Raw genomic sequence first — 22,358 nt, forward strand, 5'->3', positions numbered from 1 at the left:
GGGGCGCCTCCCCGGTGGTGTCAGTCATCCTCGAGCGGGTCCTCGACGGGCGCGTCGCCCAGCACCGCGGCACTGGCTGCGTCGGCCTCGTAGGAATCCGCGCCGCCGGCGGTCATGTCGCTCTCGAGCAGATCCGCGGGTTCGGGCACGGATGCCGGTGGCGCGGCCGGCGCGGGAGCCGCATCCGCGGCGGCCGTGGTGCCGGCATCCGCATCGTCGGCGACGGGATCGGCGGCAGATGCCTCCGCCGGTTCGTCGGCGATCGCCAGGGGCAAGGCTTCGTCCGGAGCGGGGGCGTCGTCGTCCGCCGCACCGGTGGTGTTGAAGCTGTCGTCGTTGGTCGTGTTGCCGATGGCCACGTCGCCGACGGTGACATCCACATCCGAGTCGCCGACCTCGGCGTCGTCCCCGGCTGCGACGGACTCGTCGCCGGAGGCGACCACCGCGTCCTGGTCGAAGAGCTGGGTGACGTCCCCGCCCTCGGTCCAGATGTTCTGGTTCACCGACTGGTCGACGATCGTCGAGCGGGCGTCCACCGTGGTGTACTGCTGGATCATCCGGACGATCTCGTGCACCGGGTCGTGGTGGTGGACGGGCGGAGGCGGAGGGTTCTCGTGGTGGACGACGGCCGGATGGTCGACGATCACCGGCCGTACGGCCGCCACATCGGCCATGCAGACGCCGTTCAGGCCGTTCTCGTCGAGCATGGCCTGCGGCCGCGCGACGAACTCGTCGGCCTTCTCCGGGTCGTGCAGGAGACTCATGATGAACGCGATGAGCGCGTCCGCGATGGTCTCGACTGGTGTTGTCATCAGCTGTCCCCTTCATCCGAGTCGAACAGTCCCGGTTTCCCAGCGGCCGGATCACGACCGGACCGAGCTCATGCTGTGGATCGTATTCGGCCGGACGCCTCCGCGGCATCGGGGATTCCCCCGTTGCCGGACGGGCCCCCTACGGGGGTGCGTCGGTCTGCCCCGCGCCCGGGCGGGGTTCGCCCAGCAGCAGGCGCAGCCGAGCGAGCACGTCCGACCGCGACGTGGCGCCCAGCCGGCGCCTGATGTGCGCCACGTGATGCTCGACGGTGCGCGGCGAGATGAAGATGGCGTCGCCGATCTCGGCGTACGTCTTGCCGCGCAGAACCAGCTGCGCGACCTCGATCTCACGTTCGCTGAGCACCTCGCCCAGCGGCTCCACGGTGCTCGGCTCCGCTTCGACCGCGACCGGTGCGGGGTGCGGTGCGCCCTCGCCCGGATGCATCTGGCGTGCGCAGGACAGCAGCTGCGCCGCGACCTTCCGGTCCGGCGTGCGGGCCGCGCCGTGCCCGGCCAGTCGCGCCGCATCCCACATCAGGCCGATGGCGGACAGCTCCTCGGCGGCGCTGACGATCGCGTCGGCGTCCGTCTGCCCGGCGAGCACCGACGTCCAGACCCGACCCGCCTTCGCCATGGTCGCGGCGACCGGGCTCCGGCCCGCCGCCGCCACGAGAGCCTTCGCGTGCGGAGCGAGCCGATCGGGGCTGCTCAGCAGGATGCCCTGCTGGAGCGCCGACCAGCGCAGATGCGTCGTCCACAGCGGCGGATCGCCCAGCCTGTCGACGATGGCGAGCAGACGCGTCAGGTGCGGTTCCACGCGAGCGGCCTCGCCGAGGCGGGATGCCGCGCTGACGAACTCGCCGAACGGATGCACCAGGTACAGGTCGATGTCGGCGCGCAGCAGAAGGTCCCGCGCCGCGTCCCACGCGGCCTCGAGCATCGCGGTGTCGTCGTATCGGCGGGCGAGAGCGATCCGCACGGCGTGCGCGAGCAGGTGGTCGCGTGCGCCGGGCCGCTGCGGAAAGTGCTCCGCAGCCTGGAGCGCCGCCCGGGCGTCGCGGGGTCGGGCGCGCTGCACGGCGATCCACGCGCGCCAGAGCAGCAGTCGCCGGCGGGCCCACGGCCCGCCGTGGTCACCCGCGATCGCATCGTCGATCACGGTCCGGGCCATGGGCAGCATCCCGAGGTTCAGTGCGGTGATGGCGGCGATCACGGCCGGCAGCTCGCACATGGGCCCGGAGGCGCGCGACGCCGTGTACACCTCGGCGGCGCGGACGAGGTCGCGCAGCGCCTGTTCGTCGCCGTCAGCGGCCACGGAGGCGGCCAGACCGCGGCGCAGCAGCTCCATCGAGACGTCGATCGTCGTGGGCACAGCGGTCGAGGCGTCGATCGGGTCTGACGGGGCGGGGGCTCCGATGGCGAGTGCCGCGACCGCGGCGTCGGCGAGGCGGATGCCGGCATCCGGCGGGGCCAGCCGGTACGCGGCATCCGATCGGTCGAGCATGGCGCGAGCGGACCACACGGCCGCCGCGACGCCGGTGAGCCCGCTCGCATCCGGTCCGCTGCGCGACAGCACGTCGTCGGCCAGGACCGATGCCTCGTCGATGTCGCCCGACGACCAGGCCGCCTGCGCCCGCCGCGGCGCGAGGTCTGCGGCGGATGCCCCGCAGGCGATCGCGCGGCGGTAGAGCCCGGCGGCGGTCGCGGGATCGGCGGCGAGCAGATCGTCGGCGCGCGTCGTCAGCGCCGCGGCGATCCGCTCGTCATCGACACCCTCCAGGAGCAGACCGTCGCCCGCCGCGAAACCCGCCGCATCGCCGATCCGGATGCCGATCTCAATCAGCCGGTGCATCGAGGTGGCCGCGCGCACGGCCCTGCGCACGATCGGCACGGGCTCGCCGCTGCGCAGCAGCAGACCCTCCGCGTGGGCCCGCTGCGTCCACTCCTCGCGCGTCGCATCGGCGAGAGCCGGCATCCGTCCCAGCGGGGCCGCGCACACCGCCTCCAGCAGGTGGCGGAGGTCGGCGTCGACGCCGTCGAGCCGGTGCGCGACGAGCTCGGCGAGCGATTCGTCCAGTTCGTCGTGTGCGGGCCCCGCCGTGCAATCGCGCTCGTCGTGCCGTTGCAGCGCCGCGACGACCAGCCAGGTGACGCCTCCGGTGATCTCGAACACGTGGTCCAGGCAGTCGGGGGCGATCAGCGCACCGCCGTCGCGACGGTCGAGCACGTCGGAGCGCAGCAGCCGGCCGAGCACGATCGGCGCGATGTCGTGCTCGAGCGTCCGGGTGAGCTCCCTCATCGCCGGCGACGCGGGCCAGGGTCGTCCGGCCACGATCAGCGCAGCCCCGGGATCCTCGGCGCGCAGTCGCACCGCCTCGAGCTGCCCGTCGTCCCAGAGCTGCATGTCGTCGATCAGCAGCACGTGCGAGTGAGGGATGCGGTCGACGCCCGCACTGGGCGTGCGCAGCAGCGTCGCGTCGCGCCCGTCGCGCACCAGCGCGTCGTGCAGCATCCGGATGCCGGCGGACTTGCCCGAGCCGGCATTCCCGACGAGCACGGCGCGAGGCGCCGGCACGTGCACGACGTCGAGCGCCGCGCGAAGCCGCCGATCCCAGGCGCTCGGGGCGCCGGGCGGCGCGGGTGGTACGACGGTGACGGTCATCGTGGTCTCGGGCCAGCGGGGTCAGGGAGCCGAGAGCTCGGGGCCGGAGGTCGAGGCGGGAGCCTCGGGCGTGGCCGGATCGCTCGCGGGGGGCGTGTCGGCGAGTGGCTCCGGCTCGGTCACGACCGGCACGTCGGCGATCACGGGATCGCTCGGCGTCGGCACGGGATCCGGCGCCGGTTCGGGCTGGGGCGTCGGCTCGGGATCCGGCTCCGGTTCGGGCTGCGCCTCCGGCTCGGGCTGGGGCTCCGGCTCGGGCTGCGGGCGCGGAGTCGGCTGCGGGTCGGTCCCGGTCGGCGGGGCCGGGGTGTTCGGCTTCACGGCCGGCCCGCCGGTCGACGAGCCGCCGCCGGCGACCGGCGAGTCGGCATCCGCGTCGCCCGTCGCGTCGGGAGGGGTGATCTGCCGTCCGCCGTCCCGGCGCTCGCGTCCGGACGATCCGCGCGGGATGTCGGAGTCATCGTCGGCCCGTGCGGTCTCATCCCGTGCATCCGTCGTCGTGGTGCCCGCGACCGAGTAGCCGGCGGAGTGGGCGATCGACAGCGCGTCGCCGGCGGACGGCGGATGCGGATCCGCATCCGCGGAGTCGGCGTCCGCGCCGAGGCGCGAGGTCGTCCCCAGCACGAGGCCGCCGGCGACGAGCACGGATGCGGCCACGAGGGCGGCGGCCGCCGCGTACGGAACGGTGAGCCGGCGGGCGAAGGAGCGCGACGGAGACCGGTCGGGTTGCGCCCGATCGGCGTCCCGGACGGGCGCCGCAAGGGCGAGGGCGGTCGCCGCGCGCCTGCGCTGAAGATCCTCCCAGGCCATCCGGGCCGCGCCCGTCGCGACCGCCGACTGCGGGTCGTCCGAAGAGCGCACGGGCTGATCGAAGCGGGCGGAGAGCCGCTGGGTCACCAGGGGCATCCGCGACCCGCCGCCGACGATGACGATCTCGTCGAGGTCGCGCAGCGCGACGCCGCTGCGCTCGATCACCTCCTCGAGGGCGTCGACCGTCGCATCCAGCGGAATGGCGGCGAGATCCTCGAGCTCGGCCCGTGTGAACCGCACGCTCTCCTCGTCGCCACCGCGGTGCAGGGCGATCGTGACATCCGCGTCCAGCGACAGCGCCTCCTTCGCGTGCTCCGCCGCGCGACGCAACCGAACGAGGGACGACTCACGCGGCAGGACCTCGCCCCCGGCCGGTCCCGGCGACGTCGCGAGCAGCCGATGCAGCAGCGCCTCGTCGATGCCCGATCCGCCCGCGTGCTCATGCGCCTGCGCGACGAGCACCACACCATCGCGCAGGACGCTGACCTCCAGCCCCGACCCGCCGAGGTCGTAGACGGCGACGGTGCGCGCGCTCTCCGATCGCCGGTCCGCGGCCGCGACGGCTGAGGGAACGAGGACCGCTCCATCGATGCCGCAGTCCCGCAGGGCCCCGCGCAGCGCCTCGACCCGATGAGCGCCCCAGGTCGTCGGATGCGCGACCGCCACCGCGGCCGGGGGCATCTCGGACGCGGCGACGACACCGGCGACGAGCCGCGCGACGAGATCCTCAGCGCGCACGCGGAAGCCGCCGGCGGTCAGCGGCACATCATCGCCCACCTGTCGCAGGAAGCCGCGGATCAGCCGCTCCGGCGCGAGTGCGCCGGCGGCGAGGGCCTCATCGCCGAAGAGCACGTCGCCCTGGTCCGTCACGTACGCGACGACCTCGGCGCGGTCGCCGGGCGGTGTGTCCGTCTCGATCGTGCCGGGCGCGGCCTCCCAGGCGCGCGCCACGCCCAGACGTGTCATGCCCACGTCGACGGCAATTGCATGTTCCGATGCTCGCATCGGCCTACCCCAGAATCAGCCAGCTCCCCCAAGCGGACACTGTCACTATAGGCGTCCGGGTGCGCGGGCACCAGAGCGAGATCGGGCCGCTCGTCGCCGCCGGACACTAGGCTTGATCGGTGAGCACGAAGACGGCCGGCACCCTGTACACGATCGGCGCGTACATCCTGTGGGGTGTCTTCCCGCTGTACTTCATCCTGCTCGCTCCGACCGGTCCGTTCGAGGTCGTCGCCTGGCGGCTTCTGCTCACGCTCGTCTTCTGCCTCCTGCTGCTGGCGGTCACACGCGGCTGGCAGCGACTGCGCACGATCTGGCGCCGGCCGAAGCTGCTCGCGCTCACGGCGCTTGCCGGTGTGCTGATCTACATCAACTGGCAGGTCTTCGTGATCGCCACCATGCACGAGCAGGTGGTCGAGACGAGCCTGGGCTATTTCATCAACCCGATCTTCACCGTGCTGCTGGGCGTGCTGGTGCTGCATGAGCGCATCCGCGTCGCACAGTGGATCGCGATCGGCATCGCGGCGGTGGCCGTCGGCGTGATCATCGTCGCCTACGGCGACTTCCCCTGGGTGTCGCTCTCGCTGACCGCCTCGTTCGGACTGTACGGACTCGTCAAGAAGAAGATCGGTCCCGCCGTCGACGCCGTCAGCGGCCTCACGCTGGAGTCCTTCTGGCTGATCCCCGTCGCAGCGGTCATCCTGATCGTCGTCGCACAGGACGGCGACATCACGATGGGCACGGTCAACCCGCTGCACACGGCGCTGCTGCTGTGCGCCGGCGTGGCGACCGCCGTTCCGCTCCTGCTCTTCGCATCCGGCACCCGGCGGGTGGACCTGTCGCTGGTCGGGATGATCCAGTTCATCACGCCGATCATGCAGTTCCTGCTCGGCTGGGCCATCCTGGGCGAGCCGATGCCGGCCGAGCGCTGGGCCGGATTCATCCTGGTGTGGATCGCGATCGCCGTCTTCGTCGTCGACCTGATCGTGCAGCAGAGCCGGGGCAGGCGGCAGGCACCCGCCGCGATCGTCTGAACCGGTCCCGGATCGTTAAGCGACCGAGACCAGCGCGACCTTCTGCCGGGCATCCGAGCGCATAAGGTAAGAGACACCCGAAAGTGGTGATCCACGTTCAGTTAAGCAAGGGAGCAACATGAACGCTTTGAAGAACTCGCGCGCTGCGAGGATCTTCGCGGCGGCCGCGATGGTCAGCGCCTCCGCACTCGTCATCGCCGGCTGCAGCAGCACGCCCGCCGAAGAGCCCGGCGACAAGCCGGGCGGTGACAAGCCGGCAGCCGCCGACCTCACCCTCAAGCTCGGCTCGCTGCTGCCCGCGACCGGTCAGCTCGCGTTCCTCGGCGCTCCGATGGAGGCCGGTGTCCAGCTGGCCGTCTCGCAGATCAACGAGGCCGACGCCGGAGTCACGGTCGAGCTCACCCAGGCCGACGAGGGCGACCTCGACAACAAGGCCTACGAGACCTCGATCACCAAGCTGCAGAGCGCGGACATCACCGCGATGATCGGCGCGGCGTCGTCGAGCGTTTCCAAGCTCATCCTCGACAGCAACGTCGGCGCGGACATCGTCACCGTCTCGCCGTCGAACACCTCCGCGGACTTCACGGGTCTCAGCCCGATGTACTTCCGCACCGCCCCCAGCGACAACCTGCAGGGCGAGGTGCTGGGCAACCAGATCGCCGAGGACAACAACAAGACGCTCGGCATCATCTACCAGAACGACCCGTACGGCACGGGCCTGGCAGAGGCGATCAAGACCACCTTCGAGGGGGCGGGCGGCAAGGTCGTCGCCGAGTCCTCCTACAACCAGGGCGATGGCCAGTACAACGCCCAGGTGCAGGAGATCGCCGCAGCCAAGCCCGACGCGGTCGCCATCGTCTCGTACGAGCAGTTCAAGACGATCGCCCCGCTGCTCGGCAACGCCGGTGTCGACACGGGCAAGCTGTACATGGTCGACGGCAACCTCTCCAACTACGCCAAGGACAACCTGCCGATCAAGCTCGAGGGCTCGAAGGGCACCCGTGCCGGCGCGGAGCTGCCGGGCGACTTCCTCGACCAGCTGAACGCCGTGTGGACCGAGGCGGGCAACGACGAGATCAACGACCTCACGTACTCCGCCGAGGCGTACGACGCCACGATCCTCGTCGCCCTCGCGGCGCTCGAGGCGCGTTCGGTCGCGGGCCCCGACATCGCGGGCAAGATGCGCGAGGTCTCCGGCGGCGAGGGCGACGGCACCGCGTGCAAGACCTTCGCCGAGTGCGCGAAGATCATCAACGACGGCGGCACCGCCGACTACGAGGGCCTCTCCGGCTCGGTCACGTTCGATGAGAACAACGACCCGAAGGGCGCGGCCATCGGCGTGTACGAGTACGGCGCCGACAACAACAACACCCGCATCAAGTAAGACGGGAGAGGGGGCCCGGATGCTTCGGCATCCGGGCCCCCTCTGCGTGTGCTGGCCTCAGGCGGCGTCCTGACCCAGCGTTCCGAGGTAGAGGCCGATGACCTTCGGGTCGTTCAGGAGGTCGCGTCCGCTGCCCTCGTACGCGTCTCGGCCCTGATCGAGAACGTAGCCGCGGTCGCAGATCTGCAGGCAGCGGCGGGCGTTCTGCTCGACCATGATCGTGGTCACACCGGCCTTGTTGATGTCGGAGACGCGGATGAAGGCGTCGTCCTGGCGAACAGGGGACAGGCCCGCCGAGGGCTCGTCCAGCAGCAGCACAGACGGGTCCATCATGAGCGCGCGGGACATCGCGACCATCTGGCGCTCGCCACCGGACAGGGACCCTGCGCGCTGCTTGAGGCGCTTGCCGAGTTCGGCGAAGATGCCGGTCACGAACTCGAGCCGCTCAGCGTAGATCTTCGGGTTCTGGTACAGGCCCATCTGCAGGTTCTCCTCGATGGTGAGCGAGGGGAACACGTTGTTGGTCTGCGGCACGAAGCCCACGCCGCGCCGCACGAGCCGGTCGGCCTTCAGCCCCACGATGCTCGATCCGTTGACGGTGATGTCACCGTCGCGCACCTGCACCATGCCGAAGATCGACTTCAGCAGGGTGGATTTGCCCGCGCCGTTCGGGCCGATGATGCCGATCAGCTCTCCCTGCCGCGCGATGAGGTTCGCGCCGTTGAGGATGTTCACGCCCGGCAGGTAGCCCGCGTGCACGTTCTTCAGCTCGACGACGACGTCATCGCTCTGCGGCTCCCGCGCATCCGTCATGACTTCTCCTCCTCTTCCAGCTCGGCCTCGGCCTCTGCCTCGATCCGTTCGCGAACGCGCACGGCGTCGGCGTCCGACACGACGCTGATGCGCCCGGTGACCTCACCCAGATCCACGTCCTGGTGGGCGCCGAGGTAGGCGTCGACCACCGCGGGATCCTCCATGACCGTCTCCGGCGGGCCCTCGGCGACCACGCGGCCCTCCGCCATCACGACCACCCAGTCGGCGATGTGGCGCACCATGTGCATGTCGTGCTCGACGAACAGCACGGTCATGCCGCGGTCCTTCAGCCCGAGGATGTGATCCAGCAGCGACTGCGTCAGCGCCGGGTTCACGCCGGCCATCGGCTCGTCGAGCATGACCAGCTGCGGGTCGCTCATGAGCGCCCTGGCCATCTCGAGCAGCTTGCGCTGGCCGCCGGAGAGGGCGGCGGCGAAGTCCTGCGCCTTGGCGTCGAGCTTGAAGAGGGTGAGCAGCTCACGAGCCTTCTGCTCGATCTCCACTTCCTTCTTCTTCCAGATGGCGGGGATCAGGCTCTGCCAGAACCGCTCGCCCGGCTGGTCGGGCGAGCCGAGTTTCATGTTCTCGAGCACCGTCAGCAGCGAAAGCGCCTTGGTGAGCTGGAAAGTGCGCACCTGACCCATGCGGGCCACCTTGAAGGAGGGGATGCCGGCGAGGTTGCGCCCGTCGTACTCCCACCTGCCGCTGTTGGGCTTGTCGAACCCGCAGAGCAGGTTGAACAGGGTCGTCTTGCCCGCGCCGTTCGGCCCGATGAGGGCCGTGATGGCGCCGCGGGGGATCTCGAGATGCTCGACGTTCACGGCGGTCAGGCCGCCGAAGTGCCGCTCGACACCGTCGACGACGAGGATCGGGTCGACCTTGGCGACGCCAGGGGCCGCCGGCCCCTGCGCCAGCCCGGTCGACTTCTGCCGCTTGCCCGCTGCGGGCCGGTTCTCACTTGACAAAGGTCATCTCCCTCTTGTCTCCGAGGATTCCCTGCGGGCGGTAGATCACGATCAACATCAGCGCGATGCCGGCGAGGATCCAGCGCACGATCTCGGCCTGACCCGTCGACATCGGCAGGTAGCCGGCGCTGGCCATCTGCGGCAGCAGGTTCCCGAGGAAGGCGAACAGCACCCAGAACAGCACGGCGCCGAGCGTGGGGCCGAACACCGTCGCCGCGCCGCCGAGCAGCAGCACCGTCCACAGGAAGAAGGTCAGCGAGGTCGAGTAGCTGCCGGGCACCACCGCCGAGGGCAGCACGAAGACGATCCCGCCCGCGGCGCCGATCACGCCGCCCACGACGAGGGCCTGCATCTTGTAGGCGAAGACGTTCTTGCCGAGCGAGCGCACGGCGTCTTCGTCCTCGCGGATGCCCTTGAGCACGCGCCCCCACGGGCTGCGCATCAGCGCCCACACGAGCAGGATCGACAGGGCCAGCAGCGCGAGGCCGAAGACGAGGTTCCACAGCTGCGTGGCGTTGTAGGTCCACGGGCCGAAGCCGTAGGTGCCCTCGGGGATGGGGTTCGCGGCGCGGAAGCTCTCGTGGTAGCCGGTGCGGCCGCCGGCCGCCCCGGTGACGTCCTCGAACAGGCGCGTCAGGAACAGCAGTCGCACCACCTCGGCGGTCGCGATGGTCGCGATGGCGAGATAGTCCGCGCGCAGGCGCAGGGTCGGGATGCCCAGCAGCAGCGCGAACACCGCGCCGCCGGCGAGCCCGATGAGCATGCCCAGCCACCACGGCGCACCGAAGGTGAGCACCGGGATCGCATAGCCGTAAGCGCCGACGGCCATGAAGGCCGCCATGCCGAAGTTGAGCAGGCCGGCGTACCCGAAGTGCACGGCGAGCCCGGTGGCCGCCAGCGCGTAAGCGATGGTGACCGGGCTGAGCAGGTAGACGGCCGTGTTGCCGAAGATCGATCCGAAGTCCATGCGTCAGCCCAGCCTTTCCCTGCGACCGAGCAGGCCCTGCGGCCTGACCAGCAGAATCACGATCAGTGCGACGAGCGCGGTGGCGTACTTGAGGTCGGAGGGCACGCCCAGCAGGGTCGAGACCTCCACGGCGATGCCGACGATGATCGAGCCGATCAGTGCGCCGATCGCCGAGCCCAGGCCGCCCAGCGTGATCGCGCAGAAGATGAGCAGCAGCATCTGCATGCCCATGTCCCACTTCACGCCGGGGCGGAAGTACGCCCACAGCACGCCGGACAGGGCGGCGAGCGCACCCGCGATGATCCACACGATGCGCACCACCCGGTCGACGTCGATGCCCGACGCCGCCGCGAGCTGCGGGTTGTCGGAGATGGCGCGGGTGGCTTTGCCGATGCGGGTGCGGGTGAGGAACCAGGCCATGCCGAGGATCGCCGCGAGGCTGATCGCCATCCCGATCAGGTCGATGTACGACAGCGAGATCGGGCCGAACTGCATCGGTGCCGGGCTCGCGCCGGGGAGCTGGCGGGTGTCGCCGCCGATGAGGTACTGCAGGGCGTAGCGCAGCGCCAGCGAGAGGCCGATGCTCACGATCATCAGCTGCACGATGCCCAGGCCGCGCCGGCGCAGCGGGCGCCAGAGGCCGGCATCCATCGCCCAGCCGAGCGCGCCGCCTCCGACGACGGCGGCGATCACCCCCGCCCACAGCGGCAGCTGCCAGACGGATGTGAAGATCACCACGACCACACCGCCCCAGGTGACCATCTCGCCGTGCGCGAAGTTCGACAGGCGCGTCGTGCCGTAGATGAGCGCGGCGCCCATCGAGGCGAGACCGAGAAGCAGCCCGAAGTTGATGCCGCCGACGGTGCGGGAGATGAGCTGGTCGAGGAACGACACCGTCACCCGCTCGCCCTCGCCGAGGAAGAGGTTCACGATCTTCGTGCCGGTCAGACCGAACTCCGCCTCGAACGATCCGCTGGTCCCCTCGACGGGGGCCACGCCCTCGGGCAGTTGCGACGCATCGACGATCACACCGTCGGGCAGCGAGTCCTCGTCGACCGAGAGGGTGTACTCCTCCTTCTCGGGAACGTACAGGCGCCACTTGCCGTCGGCATCCGTCTCGGTCTGGGCCTTGAACCCGTTCCCGTCGACGCTGATCGCGATCCCCTCGAGCGGCTCATCCTCGTAGGAGATGTTGCCGGCGAAGTAGAAATCGGTGATCTCCTGGCCGTCGTCGGTCGTGTCGGCCGCCGCCGAGCCGGCAGGTATGCCGATCACGAGAAGAACAGCAGCCAGCGCTGCGAACAGCGCGATGAGCGCGCTTCGGGATCGCCGAAGCGTCATTGATCTGAGTCCCACGCATCCTCCACATCGAGTGCCCTCGAACGGGCCTCGGGTGCCGTTCGGTCATGGACGTCGCACTGAGCGTATCCCGCAGACGGCGGAAATCGCACGATCCGTGTCCGGATCGAGATGCCGGGAGTGTCGGCGGGCGGCGTTCTCGGAATATCCGCAGGCGCACGGCGTTTAGAATCGTCATACGACGGACGCTCCCGTCATCGGCCGCAGTCGTCCCCGCGCACTCTCGTCATTCGATCGCGCCCCCCGGCGCAGAGGAGCCAGCATCCATGCAGCAGCACGACCCCTTCGGTTTCGTCGGACTCACCTACGATGACGTGCTGCTTCTGCCGGGTCATACCGACGTGATCCCCAGCGAGGCCGACACCTCCTCGCGCATCACCCGGCGCATCTCGGTCGCGACGCCCCTGCTCTCCAGCGCCATGGACACCGTGACCGAGTCCCGCATGGCGATCGCCATGGCACGCGAGGGCGGCCTCGGCATCCTGCACCGCAACCTCTCCATCGCCGACCAGGCCGCTCACGTCGACCGCGTCAAGCGCAGTGAGTCGGGCATGATCACCGATCCGATCACGACGACCGCCGAGGCCACGGTCGAAGAGGTCGACAACCTGTGCGCGCGATACCGCATCTCCGGACTGCCCGTCGTCGACGACGACGGGCGCCTGGTGGGCATCGTCACCAACCGCGACATGCGCTTCGTCTCGGGCCTCGAGCGGCAGACGACGCTGGTCAAGGACGTCATGACCAGCGAGAACCTCGTGACCGCGCCCGTCGGCGTCGCCGCCGGCGAGGTCATCGCCCTGTTCGCCAAGCACCGCGTCGAGAAGCTGCCGCTCATCGACGCCGACGGCAAGCTCGCGGGCCTGATCACCATCAAGGACTTCGACAAGAGCGAGAAGTACCCCCTCGCCACCAAGGACGACCAGGGCCGGCTGCGCGTCGGTGCGGCCATCGGCTTCTTCGGCGACGCGTGGGAGCGCGCCGAGGCGCTGCGCGACGCGGGCGTGGACGTGCTCGTCGTCGACACCGCCAACGGCCAGTCGCAGGGCGTGATCGACCTGGTCCGCCGGCTCAAGGCCGACGCGTCGTTCGAGCACATCGAAGTCATCGGCGGAAACGTCGCCACCCGCGAGGGCGCACAGGCCCTGGTGGACGCGGGCGTGGACGCCGTGAAGGTCGGCGTCGGCCCGGGCTCGATCTGCACCACCCGTGTGGTCGCGGGGGTCGGGGTGCCGCAGGTCACGGCCGTGTACGAGGCGTCGCTGGCGGCGGCGCCGGCCGGCATCCCGGTGATCGCCGACGGCGGCCTGCAGTACTCGGGCGACATCGCCAAGGCGCTGGTCGCCGGCGCGGATGCCGTGATGCTCGGCTCGCTGCTCGCGGGCACCGACGAGTCGCCGGGTGAGATCGTCTTCCAGTCGGGCAAGCAGTTCAAGCAGTACCGCGGCATGGGGTCGCTCGGCGCCATGCAGACCCGCGGCAAGCAGACCTCGTACTCGAAGGACCGCTACTTCCAGGCCGACGTGCCCAGCGACGACAAGCTCATCCCCGAGGGTATCGAGGGCCAGGTGCCCTACCGCGGGCCGCTGGCGGCCGTCGCCTACCAGCTGGTCGGCGGGCTGCGCCAGTCGATGTTCTACGTCGGAGCGCGCACCATCGAGGAGCTCAAGGAGCGCGGTCGGTTCGTGCGGATCACGTCGGCGGGCCTCAAGGAGTCGCACCCGCACGACGTGCAGATCGTCGTCGAGGCGCCCAACTACAAGAAGTGAGCCGCTTTTCCCGGTGAGCTCGTGATCGGGCACAGGCCGTTCGGCCGGGACAGGATGATTTTCGCGGAGATCGTCCTGTCCCGGCCGGTTCTCCTGTTCTGGGTGACGTCGCGGATGCGCGCGGAGCCCGGCGCCGTCTGACATTGCACCGCATGACGTGCCGTTGCGTCGTGTGACGGCGGGGCGTGCGGGCATCCGGAGCCCCGGCTACGGTCGCCGCATGACGATTCTCAACGAGCAGACCGCCCCCATCGCCGACGTGACCGCCGACGAGCGCGCCCAGCGCCTCGCCGATGCCGGGACCACCTGGAACGAGCGCATCGCGCGCGACAGCGCGAACGCCCGGCTGACCTATCGGGTGAGCGGTCGCGGAGTCGGCTCGGTGGGCACCGAGATCCGCGCCGGCAAGCACCGCTTCCTCGTCGATGAGCCCACCGCGCTCGCCGGCGACGATGCGGCCGCGAGCCCCGTGGAGTACGCGCTCGGCGCGCTGATCTCCTGTCACGTCGTGGTGTTCCGCCTGTACGCCCAGGCCCTCGGACTCACGATCGACGACATCGAGATCTCGGCGGAAGGCGATCTCGACGTGCGCAAGCTCTTCGGCATCGACGAGTCCGGACGCGCCGGATTCCACGACGTGCGCGTGAAGGTCGACATCACCGGCCCGAACACCGCGGAGGAGTACGACCGCCTGCGCACGGTCGTCCAGGAGCACTGCCCGGTGCTCGATCTGTTCGCGAACCCGGTCCCCACGTCGGGCTCGCTCGCCTGAGTCGCCGTCGCCGGGCATCCGACGCCGCCGGACCCGCCGCTAGAGTGAGCGGCATGGGTTCAGGGTCGAATTCGCTCAGCCGCGGGCAGATCACCCGCTATGCGATCGGATCTCTCGGCACGGGGGGCTTCGCCACGCTGCCCGGGCTCGTGCTGGTCTACTACCTCACCGACTCCCTCGGCGTGACGGCGCTCGCCGCCGGTGCGATCGTGACCGCCGCCAAGGTGTGGGATGTGCTGATCGATCCCGTCATCGGCGGACTCAGCGACCGCGCCCTCGCACACACCGGCACGCGCGGTCGCGCCATGGTCGTCGGGGCCATCGGGCTGCCGATCGCGTTCATCCTCACCTTCGCGGTCCCCGCCGGTCTCGCCCCCGTGCCCGCGGCGATCTGGGTGCTGATCGCGTTCATGGCGGCGGCGACCTGCTTCAGCCTGTTCCAGGTGCCCTACATCGCCCTGCCCGCCGAGCTCACCGACCACTACCGCGAGCGCACCCGCCTGCTGAGCTGGCGCGTCGTGCTGCTGACGGTCGCCATCCTGCTGTTCGGCGCGGGAGGGCCCGAGCTGCGCGCGCTCTTCCCCGACGACCCGCTGCTCGGCTACCTGGTGATGGCCGTGGTCGCGGCGGTGATCCTCGGCGTCGGGATGCTGACCTCGGCGACGGTCGCCCCGCAGCGTCCGCTGCTGCCGGTGCGGCCCGGTGCCACCATCGGCGAGCACTACCGCGCGGGCGTCACCGTGCTGCGTGAGAGCCAGCCGTTCCGCGCGCTGCTGGTCACCTTCATGCTGCAGGGGCTCGCGACCGGGCTGATGCTCGCCGCCGCCCAGTACGTCGCCCGCTGGCTGCTCGACGACGAGACCGCGGTCACGCAGCTCTTCGTCGCGCTGATCGCACCCGCACTGCTGATGGCGCCGGTGTGGAAGCTCATCGCCGATCGCATCGGCAAGGAGCGGGCGTTCCGCCTCGCCAGCACGGTGTTCCTGCTCGCCACGCTCGTGCTCGGTGTGATGGTCTGGGCTCCCGGCTGGTGGATCGTCGCTCCGGTGGCACTGGCCGGTGCGGCGTACGCGGGGATGCAGACGCTGCCGATGGCCATGCTCCCCGACGTGATCGCTCACGACCGTACGTCCCAGGCGGCGACCGGAAGCGGCGGTGCGAACCGCTCCGGCGTGTTCGGCGGGGTCTGGACCGCCGGCGAGACGACGGGCATGGCGCTGGGCGGAACGGTCCTGACCGTCGTGCTCGCCCTCACCGGATACCTCGAGACGACCGTCGGGCGCACGGTCGCGCAGCCCGACGCCGCCGTCACGGGGATCGCGGTGTCGTTCAGCATCCTGCCCGCCGTGCTCATGCTGCTCAGCCTGGTGACGCTCGCCCGCTACCGGCTGCGCGAGCACGACATCGCCGGCACCTCCGCATGAGCGGCCGGGATTCCGCCCGGGTGCTCGACCGGCTTCGCGCGCTGCGCGAGGGTGACGCCCCGACGCACGGCGGCCGGGTGCTTTCGTACGTCTACGACTCGGGACGGGAGGAGCTGGACGAGCTCGCCGACGCGGCGGCTCGCCTCGCCCGACCGCTCAACGGACTCGACCCGACCGTCTTCCCCTCCATCGCGGCGATGGAGCGCGATCTGGTGGGCTTCACCCGCCGGATGCTGCACGGCGGCCGCTCCGTGGTCGGCTCCATCACCAGCGGCGGCACCGAGAGCTGCCTGCTCGCGGTGAAGACGGCACGTGACCTCTGGCGGGCACGCAACCCCGGGGGCGGGCGGCCCCGCCTGGTCACCGCGTCCACCGTGCACGCGGCGTTCCAGAAGGCCGCGCAGCTGTTCGACCTCGACTGGGACCCGGTGGCCTGCGGGCCGGACGGTGCGGTGCGCGCCCGCGACCTGATCACACGGATGGATGACGACGTTGCGCTCGTCGTCGTCTCGGCGCCCGCGTACCCGAGCGGCGCGCTCGATCCCGTCCGCGCCGTGGCGGGTGCCGCGGCAGATCGCGGAATCGCCTGCCATGTGGACGCCTGCTTCGGCGGGTTCGTGCTGCCGTGGTGGCCCGGATTGCCGGTCTGGGACTTCCGGGTGCGCGGCGTCACGAGCATCTCCGCGGATCTGCACAAGTTCGGGTACGCGCCCAAGGGCGTCTCGGTGCTGCTGCACGGCGGTCGGGGGCAGCAGGGACGGCGACGGCACCGGGCGCAGTTCTTCGCCACCACGCGATGGGCAGGCTACCCCGTCGTCAACCCCACGCTGCTCGGCTCCCGATCGGCGTCGCCGCTGGCAGCCGCCTGGGCGATCACCCAGCACCTGGGCCCCGACGGGTACGCGGAGCTCACCGGGTCGATCCGCCGGGTGGCCCGCGCCGTGCGAGACGCCGTGGACGGCATCCCGGGGCTCACGGTGATGGGCGACCCCGTCGGACCCGCGATCGCGCTCGTGGCGGACGACTCCGTCCGGCCCGCGGAACGGGTCGACCCGCATCGGCTGGCCGACGCGCTCGCAGCCCACGGCTGGAAGATCCAGCATCAGCCCGGCATCCTCCAGAGCGACGGCGTGCGCATCCCGCACAGCGCACACCTCACCCTCACTCCCGTGCTCGAAGAGGGTGCGGCGGAGTTCGTTGGCGCCCTGCGCTCGGCATCCGCTGAGGTGCGGGGGAGGCCGCAGGCCGACGCCCGGATGCTGATGGCGGGCCTGCGGGCGCTCGGCTACGGCACCGGAGGGCGGGTGCCGGGGCCGAAGGCCGCCTGGCGGCTGCTGAGGCTCGCCGGAGCCGGGAAGGTGTCGGCGGATCAGCCGATGTCGATGCTCATGGCGCTGATCGAGCAGCTTCCGCCGCCGGTCGCCGAGGCGCTGCTCACCGAACTGCTCGCCCGCATGTCCGAGCCGCGCTGACCCGGGTGGCGCGGCGGGTGCGAGCTCCCTCATGTTCTCGAGTGCGGGCGCGGGGGCATCCCTGCGACGTCAGCGCCGGGTCGGGACATGCAGGCCCTGCGCGATGGCGTTGAGGATGGTCTGCTGGACGTACTCCTGGTCGAACGTGACCTGCTGATAGTCGAAGCGCAGCACGGTGTAGCCGAGCAGCGCGAGGCGGGTGTCTTGACGCAGGTCCTTGCGACGGTCCCTGGGATTGCTGTGGAACTCGAAGCCGTCGAGCTGGACGACCAGGCTCTCGCCAATCAGCGCGTCGACCGGATGCCCGTCGATCAGCATCTGCTGGCGCACCTGCACCCCGCAGCTGCGCATGATGGCGAGAAACCTCGTCTCCAGGATGGAGTCCGAGTGCGCCCCGGCCCGTTCGAGAACCGTTCGCGCGGCACTGCTGTGCCATTCCGTGCGCCGCAGCTGAGCGAGGGTCACGAGCCTCTTGCGCAACGCGGACTCCCAGACGGCCACCGCAGCGGCGGGTTCGAGGCAGCGTGCCACGTGGTACAGCATGTTCAGCAGGGGCTCGTCGACCGTGAACCGGACGACGGGGACCGGTCCCGTGCCCCAGTGCAGCTTGCGGCCCGGAGCGGCGATCCTCGAGGACGTGGGCGGCACTGCCAGGTGGATGTCGTCGGCATCCGCTGCGCACAGACCGAGGCGCTGTGCGGCGGTGACGCATGTCACGCGTCCGCTGATCTCGGCAGCGGCTCGCCGGTCGGGTGTGCACTGGGCGGTCAGCAGCCACGAGCGGCGCACGCGCTGGAGGTGACCGGCGTCTACGGCCTTTCGGATCTCATGCGGCGAGTAGCCCTCTGCTCGCAGATCGCGACTGTGCGCGATGCCCGCGTGATCTCTCATCCACGTCGCCAGGGGCGTTCTCATGCCCCGATGGTGCTCTCACCACGACGGGCGGCAGCCTTGGATTCCCACCTTCTGTGGAGAAGTCGTCGGCCGGGCGGAATGTGCAGGATGACTGCGGGATGAGGAAGGCGACGAACAGGGCCGCGGATGCTGATAGCCTGATCGGCTCGCTGTGCGGCGGGCGGAAGGAGCCCGCTGTGGGCCATATCGACGTCAACGCGATCGCGCTGACCCTCCCCGACGGACGCCCGCTGCTCGACGAGGCGACGTTCCGCGTCGGCGTCGGATCGACCAGCGCCCTGATCGGCCCGAACGGCGCCGGCAAGTCGACCATGCTGCGGATCATCCGCGGCGAACTGGCACCGGATGCCGGAGCCGTCACGATCGACGGATCGCTCGGGGTGATGGACCAGTTCGTCGGACACGGCGACGCCGGAACGACCGTGCACGACCTGCTCATCCGCGTCGCGCCCGTCCGCATTCGCGCGGCCGCAGAAGCGCTGGATGCTGCGGAGAACGCCCTCATCGAAGACGACACCGAGCGCACGCAGATGCGGTACGCGACGGCCATCGCCGACTACGCGGACGCCGGCGGCTACGAGCACGAGACGGTCTGGGACCAGTGCACGATCGCCGCTCTCGGCGTCCCGTTCGAGCGTGCACGATTCCGCGACCTCGACACGCTCTCGGGCGGCGAGCAGAAGCGCCTGGCGCTGGAGGCGCTGCTGCGCGGACCCGACGACGTGCTGCTGCTCGACGAGCCGGACAACTATCTCGACGTGCCGGGCAAGCGCTGGCTGGAGGAGCGGCTGCGCGAGACGCCCAAGACGGTGCTGCTGGTCTCGCACGACCGGGAGCTGCTCGCCCGCGCGGTCGATCGCATCATCACGCTCGAGCCCGGGGGAGCGGGCGCCACCGCCTGGGTGCACGGCAGCGGCTTCGCCACGTATCACCGGGCGCGGGAAGACAGGCTGGATCGGCTCGACGAGCTGCGTCGGCGCTGGGACGAGCAGCACGAGAAGCTGAAGACACTGGTCGCGACACTCAAGGTGAAGGCCGCCGCGAACGACGGATTCGCCTCGCGGTACCGTGCCGCCCAGACGCGACTGCGCTGGTTCGAGGAGGCAGGACCGCCCGAGGAGCGTCCGCCGGCACAGGACTTCGACATGCGCCTGCGCGGCGCTCGCACCGGCAAGCGGGCCGTCGTGTGCACGCGACTGGAGCTGACCGGGCTGATGAAGCCCTTCGACGCCGAGATCTGGTTCGGCGACCGCGTCGCCGTGCTCGGCTCGAACGGCTCGGGCAAGTCGCACTTCCTGCGCCTGCTCGGACGCGGCGGCAGCGACCCCGATCCCACGCTGGGGCACCTGGTGGCGGCATCCGAGACACTCGAGCGCGTCGCGCACACCGGCGTCGCCGTGCTCGGCGCCCGGGTCGTGCCCGGACTCTTCGCGCAGACCCACGCGCATCCGGAGTTCTCCGGCCGCACGCTGCTGGAGATCCTGCACCGCGGCGACGACCGGCGTGCCGGAATGCCGCGCGACGCGGCCAGTTCGGCGCTCGACCGCTACGGTCTGGTGCGTCAGGCGCAGCAGGCATTCGGCGAGCTCTCCGGCGGACAGCAGGCGCGCTTTCAGGTGCTGCTGCTCGAGCTGAGCGGTGCGACCCTGCTGCTGCTGGATGAGCCGACCGACAACCTCGACCTGGAGTCCGCCGAGGCGCTCGAGCAGGCCATCGCCCGGTTCGAGGGGACCGTCGTCGCGGTCACGCACGACCGCTGGTTCGCCCGCTCCTTCGACCGCTTCCTGGTGTTCGGACAGGACGGCGACGTGTACGAGTCGGACATGCCGGTCTGGGACGAGCGGCGGGTCGCGCGGGCGCGCTGAGAGCGCGGCATCCGTCACCGGGGACAGGAGGACCGGCGAGAACAGGAGGATGTTTGCAGCATCCGTCCTGTTCTCGGCGATCGTCATGTTCTCGGAAGCAGCGAGCGCCCGGAAGCAGCGAGCGCGGCAGCGAGCGCCCGGCGGTGCGAGCGGCGCCGGGTAGTCTGGAGAGGTGAGCATGGACATCGAGATCGGCCGAGGCAAGCGCGCGCGCCGCGCGTACACGTTCGACGACATCGCGGTCGTGCCGTCGCGACGCACCCGCAACCCGGAGGACGTCTCCACCGCGTGGACGATCGATGCCTTCGCCTTCGACGTCCCGGTGATCGGCGCCCCGATGGACTCGGTGGTCAGCCCGCAGACGGCGATCATGCTCGGTCAGCTCGGCGCTCTCGGGGTGCTCGACCTCGAGGGGCTCTGGACCCGCTACGACGATCCGCAGCCGCTGCTCGACCGGATCGCCTCCCTCCCCGCCGACGAGGCGACCGTGCGGATGCAGCAGCTGTACGCCGAGCCGATCAAGCCCGAGCTCATCAAGCAGCGCCTCGCGGAGATCCGCGAGGCGGGGGTCACCGTCGCCGGGTCCCTCACGCCCCAGCGCACTCAGGAGCTGTACGAGACGGTGGCCGCCGCGGGCGTCGACCTGTTCTTGATCCGCGGCACCACGGTCTCCGCCGAGCACGTCTCGAGCGTCGCCGAGCCGCTCAACCTGAAGAAGTTCATCTACGACCTCGACGTGCCCGTCATCGTCGGCGGCGCCTCGACGTACACCGCAGCCCTGCACCTCATGCGCACCGGCGCGGCCGGCGTGCTCGTCGGCTTCGGCGGAGGAGCGGCGTCCACCACGCGTGTGACCCTGGGTATCCACGCCCCGATGGCCACGGCGGTCTCGGATGTCGCGGCCGCTCGCCGCGACTACCTCGACGAGTCGGGCGGACGCTACGTGCACGTGATCGCCGACGGCGGCGTCGGCACCTCCGGCGACATGGTCAAGGCTCTGGCGATGGGGGCGGATGCCGTCATGCTCGGCGTCGCGCTCGCCCGCGCCACCGACGCCCCCGGGCAGGGGTTTCACTGGGGTGCCGAGGCGCACCACCCGCAGCTGCCGCGCGGGCGCCGCGTGGGTGTGGAGGGCGTCGCCACGCTCGAGGAGATCCTGTACGGGCCGGCCCCCGTCGCGGACGGCACCGCGAACCTGATCGGCGCGCTGCGCAAGTCGATGGCGACCACCGGCTACTCCGACCTGAAGGAGTTCCAGCGGGTCGAGGTCGTGCTCGCACCCTACGAGCTGGGATGACGAACAGCGCGCCGTCCGCCGAGCAGGAGTTCCCGCCGACCCTGCGTGAGGTGATGCTGCGCGGGCGCTGGATCGGGTTCCTCGGTCTCTGCCTGCTCGTCGCGGGCGTCTTCGCCTGGCTGGGGCAGTGGCAGCTCGCCCGCGCGGTCGACATCGATCCGCCGCCGCCGGGGATGACCGAGCAGGTGCGTGCGCTGACCGACGTGGTGGAGCCGGGTCAGTACCTCGCCGAGTCCTCCGGGGGGCAGCGGGTGCGCACGAGCGGGACCTGGGTGCCCGACGACTTCATCGTCGTCTCCCAGCGGTTCAACGACGGCGTCGAGGGGTACTGGGTCACGGGGCAGCTCCGCGTCGCCGAGCGCACGTCGATCGCCGTCGCGCTGGGCTGGGCACCGACGCTCGAGCAGGCGGATGCCGCGGTGGCGGCGCTCGAGCGCGCCGGTGCCGCGCCGGCGCAGATCACCGGCCGACTCATCGACGACGAGGGTGTCGAGGTGCCGCCGCGCAGCGATCTCCTGGAGCTGTCCCGGATGTCGCCCGCCGCGCTGCTGAGCCGCTGGCATGACGTCGAGCAGCTGAACGTGTACCGCCCGTACCTGGCATCCGTCCAGGCGCCGGAGGGACTCGTCGACATCAGCTCGCCCGCCCCGGAGGAGAGGTCGCCGATCCACTGGCTGAACATCTTCTACGCCGCCGAGTGGGCGGTCTTCGCCGGCTTCGCCTTCTACCTCTGGTACCGCCTGGCCAAAGACGCCTGGGAGCGCGAGGTCGAGGAGTTCGAGGACGCGGGTGCGGAAGGCGGAGAAGACACCGCGCAGGCCGTGCAGCGCTGAGGAGATCTCCTGCCCAGACGGACATTCGATGACGTGCGGGTGACCGAACGGACAACATTCGGTCAGTGTCTTGCCGGATGTCTGAGGCGCGCCCTATGGTCGCATCTATGCGCGTCCGCGTTCCCACGCGGCGCTGTGCCGGGTTCACGAGATCCGGCGCCTACCTGACCGAGGAGACAGCATTGAAGATGTCCGCCCGCGCT

Annotated in this window: 17 protein-coding genes; 9 read left to right on the top strand and 8 right to left on the bottom strand. The window is 70.7% G+C overall.

Going from position 1 to position 22,358, the window contains the following annotated elements; translation table 11 throughout:
- Window positions 1–20: 20 nt before the first annotated feature.
- The 3 genes from ACFWHT_RS03525 to ACFWHT_RS03535 form a co-directional block, all read right to left on the bottom strand.
- Window positions 21–812, bottom strand: a complete 792-nt coding sequence (locus tag ACFWHT_RS03525) for an IniB N-terminal domain-containing protein (RefSeq protein WP_378825519.1) — start codon at window positions 810–812, stop codon at window positions 21–23.
- Window positions 813–951: 139 nt separating this feature from the next.
- Complete coding sequence (locus ACFWHT_RS03530) at window positions 952–3,474, bottom strand: LuxR C-terminal-related transcriptional regulator (protein ID WP_378825521.1); 2,523 nt, start codon at window positions 3,472–3,474, stop codon at window positions 952–954.
- Window positions 3,475–3,495: 21 nt separating this feature from the next.
- A complete protein-coding gene (locus ACFWHT_RS03535; RefSeq protein WP_378825523.1) occupies window positions 3,496–5,250 on the bottom strand; it encodes an Hsp70 family protein in 1,755 nt (584 codons plus the stop codon).
- A gap of 158 nt (window positions 5,251–5,408) precedes the next feature.
- On the opposite strand from ACFWHT_RS03535, the gene rarD reads away from it, so the two are divergent.
- Together rarD and ACFWHT_RS03545 are read left to right on the top strand one after the other, a co-directional pair.
- Window positions 5,409–6,320: an EamA family transporter RarD gene (rarD, locus tag ACFWHT_RS03540; RefSeq protein WP_378825525.1), complete on the top strand. Its 912-nt coding sequence runs from the start codon at window positions 5,409–5,411 to the stop codon at window positions 6,318–6,320.
- Window positions 6,321–6,438: 118 nt separating this feature from the next.
- The gene (locus ACFWHT_RS03545; protein ID WP_378825527.1) at window positions 6,439–7,704 is read left to right on the top strand and encodes an ABC transporter substrate-binding protein; all 1,266 of its coding nucleotides are present in this window, start codon (window positions 6,439–6,441) and stop codon (window positions 7,702–7,704) included.
- Window positions 7,705–7,761: 57 nt separating this feature from the next.
- Here ACFWHT_RS03545 and ACFWHT_RS03550 read toward each other — a convergent pair whose 3' ends face one another.
- Genes ACFWHT_RS03550 through ACFWHT_RS03565 form a run of 4 tightly spaced genes read right to left on the bottom strand, consistent with a single transcriptional unit; the run spans window position 7,762 to window position 11,790 of the window.
- A complete protein-coding gene (locus ACFWHT_RS03550) occupies window positions 7,762–8,517 on the bottom strand; it encodes an ABC transporter ATP-binding protein (RefSeq protein ID WP_378825529.1) in 756 nt (251 codons plus the stop codon).
- Window positions 8,514–9,482, bottom strand: a complete 969-nt coding sequence (locus tag ACFWHT_RS03555) for an ABC transporter ATP-binding protein (RefSeq protein WP_378825530.1) — start codon at window positions 9,480–9,482, stop codon at window positions 8,514–8,516. The genes ACFWHT_RS03550 and ACFWHT_RS03555 overlap by 4 nt, the downstream gene beginning before the upstream one ends.
- Entirely contained in the window at window positions 9,472–10,449 is a 978-nt protein-coding gene (locus ACFWHT_RS03560) for a branched-chain amino acid ABC transporter permease (protein ID WP_378825532.1), read from the bottom strand. The genes ACFWHT_RS03555 and ACFWHT_RS03560 overlap by 11 nt, the downstream gene beginning before the upstream one ends.
- A gap of 3 nt (window positions 10,450–10,452) precedes the next feature.
- Window positions 10,453–11,790 (bottom strand): branched-chain amino acid ABC transporter permease, encoded by a 1,338-nt coding sequence (locus tag ACFWHT_RS03565; protein WP_378827872.1) that lies wholly within the window; start codon window positions 11,788–11,790, stop codon window positions 10,453–10,455.
- 284 nt (window positions 11,791–12,074) lie between these two features.
- Between ACFWHT_RS03565 and guaB the strand changes: the two genes are divergently transcribed.
- The 4 genes from guaB (at window position 12,075) to ACFWHT_RS03585 (ending at window position 17,245) form a co-directional block, all read left to right on the top strand.
- Window positions 12,075–13,577 (top strand): IMP dehydrogenase, encoded by a 1,503-nt coding sequence (gene guaB, locus ACFWHT_RS03570; RefSeq protein WP_378825534.1) that lies wholly within the window; start codon window positions 12,075–12,077, stop codon window positions 13,575–13,577.
- Between the two features lie 220 nt (window positions 13,578–13,797).
- The gene (locus ACFWHT_RS03575; protein WP_378825536.1) at window positions 13,798–14,349 is read left to right on the top strand and encodes an OsmC family protein; all 552 of its coding nucleotides are present in this window, start codon (window positions 13,798–13,800) and stop codon (window positions 14,347–14,349) included.
- Window positions 14,350–14,402: 53 nt separating this feature from the next.
- Entirely contained in the window at window positions 14,403–15,773 is a 1,371-nt protein-coding gene (locus tag ACFWHT_RS03580) for an MFS transporter (RefSeq protein WP_378825538.1), read from the top strand.
- Window positions 15,770–17,245, top strand: a complete 1,476-nt coding sequence (locus tag ACFWHT_RS03585) for a pyridoxal phosphate-dependent decarboxylase family protein (RefSeq protein WP_378825539.1) — start codon at window positions 15,770–15,772, stop codon at window positions 17,243–17,245. The genes ACFWHT_RS03580 and ACFWHT_RS03585 overlap by 4 nt, the downstream gene beginning before the upstream one ends.
- Before the next feature lie 69 nt (window positions 17,246–17,314).
- Here the strand turns inward: ACFWHT_RS03585 and ACFWHT_RS03590 are convergent, their stop codons facing one another.
- Complete coding sequence (locus tag ACFWHT_RS03590; RefSeq protein ID WP_378825542.1) at window positions 17,315–18,160, bottom strand: DUF559 domain-containing protein; 846 nt, start codon at window positions 18,158–18,160, stop codon at window positions 17,315–17,317.
- Window positions 18,161–18,336: 176 nt separating this feature from the next.
- Between ACFWHT_RS03590 and ACFWHT_RS03595 the strand changes: the two genes are divergently transcribed.
- From ACFWHT_RS03595 to ACFWHT_RS03605, 3 genes are all read left to right on the top strand, one after another.
- Entirely contained in the window at window positions 18,337–20,025 is a 1,689-nt protein-coding gene (locus tag ACFWHT_RS03595; protein ID WP_378827874.1) for an ABC-F family ATP-binding cassette domain-containing protein, read from the top strand.
- A 178-nt stretch (window positions 20,026–20,203) separates the two neighbouring features.
- Entirely contained in the window at window positions 20,204–21,322 is a 1,119-nt protein-coding gene (locus ACFWHT_RS03600; RefSeq protein WP_378827876.1) for a GuaB3 family IMP dehydrogenase-related protein, read from the top strand.
- Window positions 21,319–22,155, top strand: coding sequence for an SURF1 family protein (locus tag ACFWHT_RS03605; protein WP_378825544.1), 837 nt, complete (start codon window positions 21,319–21,321; stop codon window positions 22,153–22,155). Before ACFWHT_RS03600 ends, ACFWHT_RS03605 begins: the two co-directional genes overlap by 4 nt.
- Window positions 22,156–22,358 lie beyond the last annotated feature (203 nt).

This window comes from Microbacterium sp. NPDC058342, assembly GCF_042723935.1.
In the GTDB taxonomy this organism is placed as follows: domain Bacteria; phylum Actinomycetota; class Actinomycetes; order Actinomycetales; family Microbacteriaceae; genus Microbacterium.

Coding starts and splice junctions, on each gene's coding strand:
- ACFWHT_RS03565 (WP_378827872.1), bottom strand. CDS start 11,790: ATGACGCTTCGGCGATCCCGAAGCGCGCTCATCGCGCTGTTCGCAGCG.
- ACFWHT_RS03605 (WP_378825544.1), top strand. CDS start 21,319: ATGACGAACAGCGCGCCGTCCGCCGAGCAGGAGTTCCCGCCGACCCTG.
- ACFWHT_RS03530 (WP_378825521.1), bottom strand. CDS start 3,474: ATGACCGTCACCGTCGTACCACCCGCGCCGCCCGGCGCCCCGAGCGCC.
- ACFWHT_RS03590 (WP_378825542.1), bottom strand. CDS start 18,160: ATGAGAACGCCCCTGGCGACGTGGATGAGAGATCACGCGGGCATCGCG.
- guaB (WP_378825534.1), top strand. CDS start 12,075: ATGCAGCAGCACGACCCCTTCGGTTTCGTCGGACTCACCTACGATGAC.
- ACFWHT_RS03550 (WP_378825529.1), bottom strand. CDS start 8,517: ATGACGGATGCGCGGGAGCCGCAGAGCGATGACGTCGTCGTCGAGCTG.
- ACFWHT_RS03525 (WP_378825519.1), bottom strand. CDS start 812: ATGACAACACCAGTCGAGACCATCGCGGACGCGCTCATCGCGTTCATC.
- ACFWHT_RS03575 (WP_378825536.1), top strand. CDS start 13,798: ATGACGATTCTCAACGAGCAGACCGCCCCCATCGCCGACGTGACCGCC.
- ACFWHT_RS03560 (WP_378825532.1), bottom strand. CDS start 10,449: ATGGACTTCGGATCGATCTTCGGCAACACGGCCGTCTACCTGCTCAGC.
- ACFWHT_RS03545 (WP_378825527.1), top strand. CDS start 6,439: ATGAACGCTTTGAAGAACTCGCGCGCTGCGAGGATCTTCGCGGCGGCC.
- ACFWHT_RS03600 (WP_378827876.1), top strand. CDS start 20,204: ATGGACATCGAGATCGGCCGAGGCAAGCGCGCGCGCCGCGCGTACACG.
- ACFWHT_RS03535 (WP_378825523.1), bottom strand. CDS start 5,250: ATGACACGTCTGGGCGTGGCGCGCGCCTGGGAGGCCGCGCCCGGCACG.
- ACFWHT_RS03580 (WP_378825538.1), top strand. CDS start 14,403: ATGGGTTCAGGGTCGAATTCGCTCAGCCGCGGGCAGATCACCCGCTAT.
- ACFWHT_RS03585 (WP_378825539.1), top strand. CDS start 15,770: ATGAGCGGCCGGGATTCCGCCCGGGTGCTCGACCGGCTTCGCGCGCTG.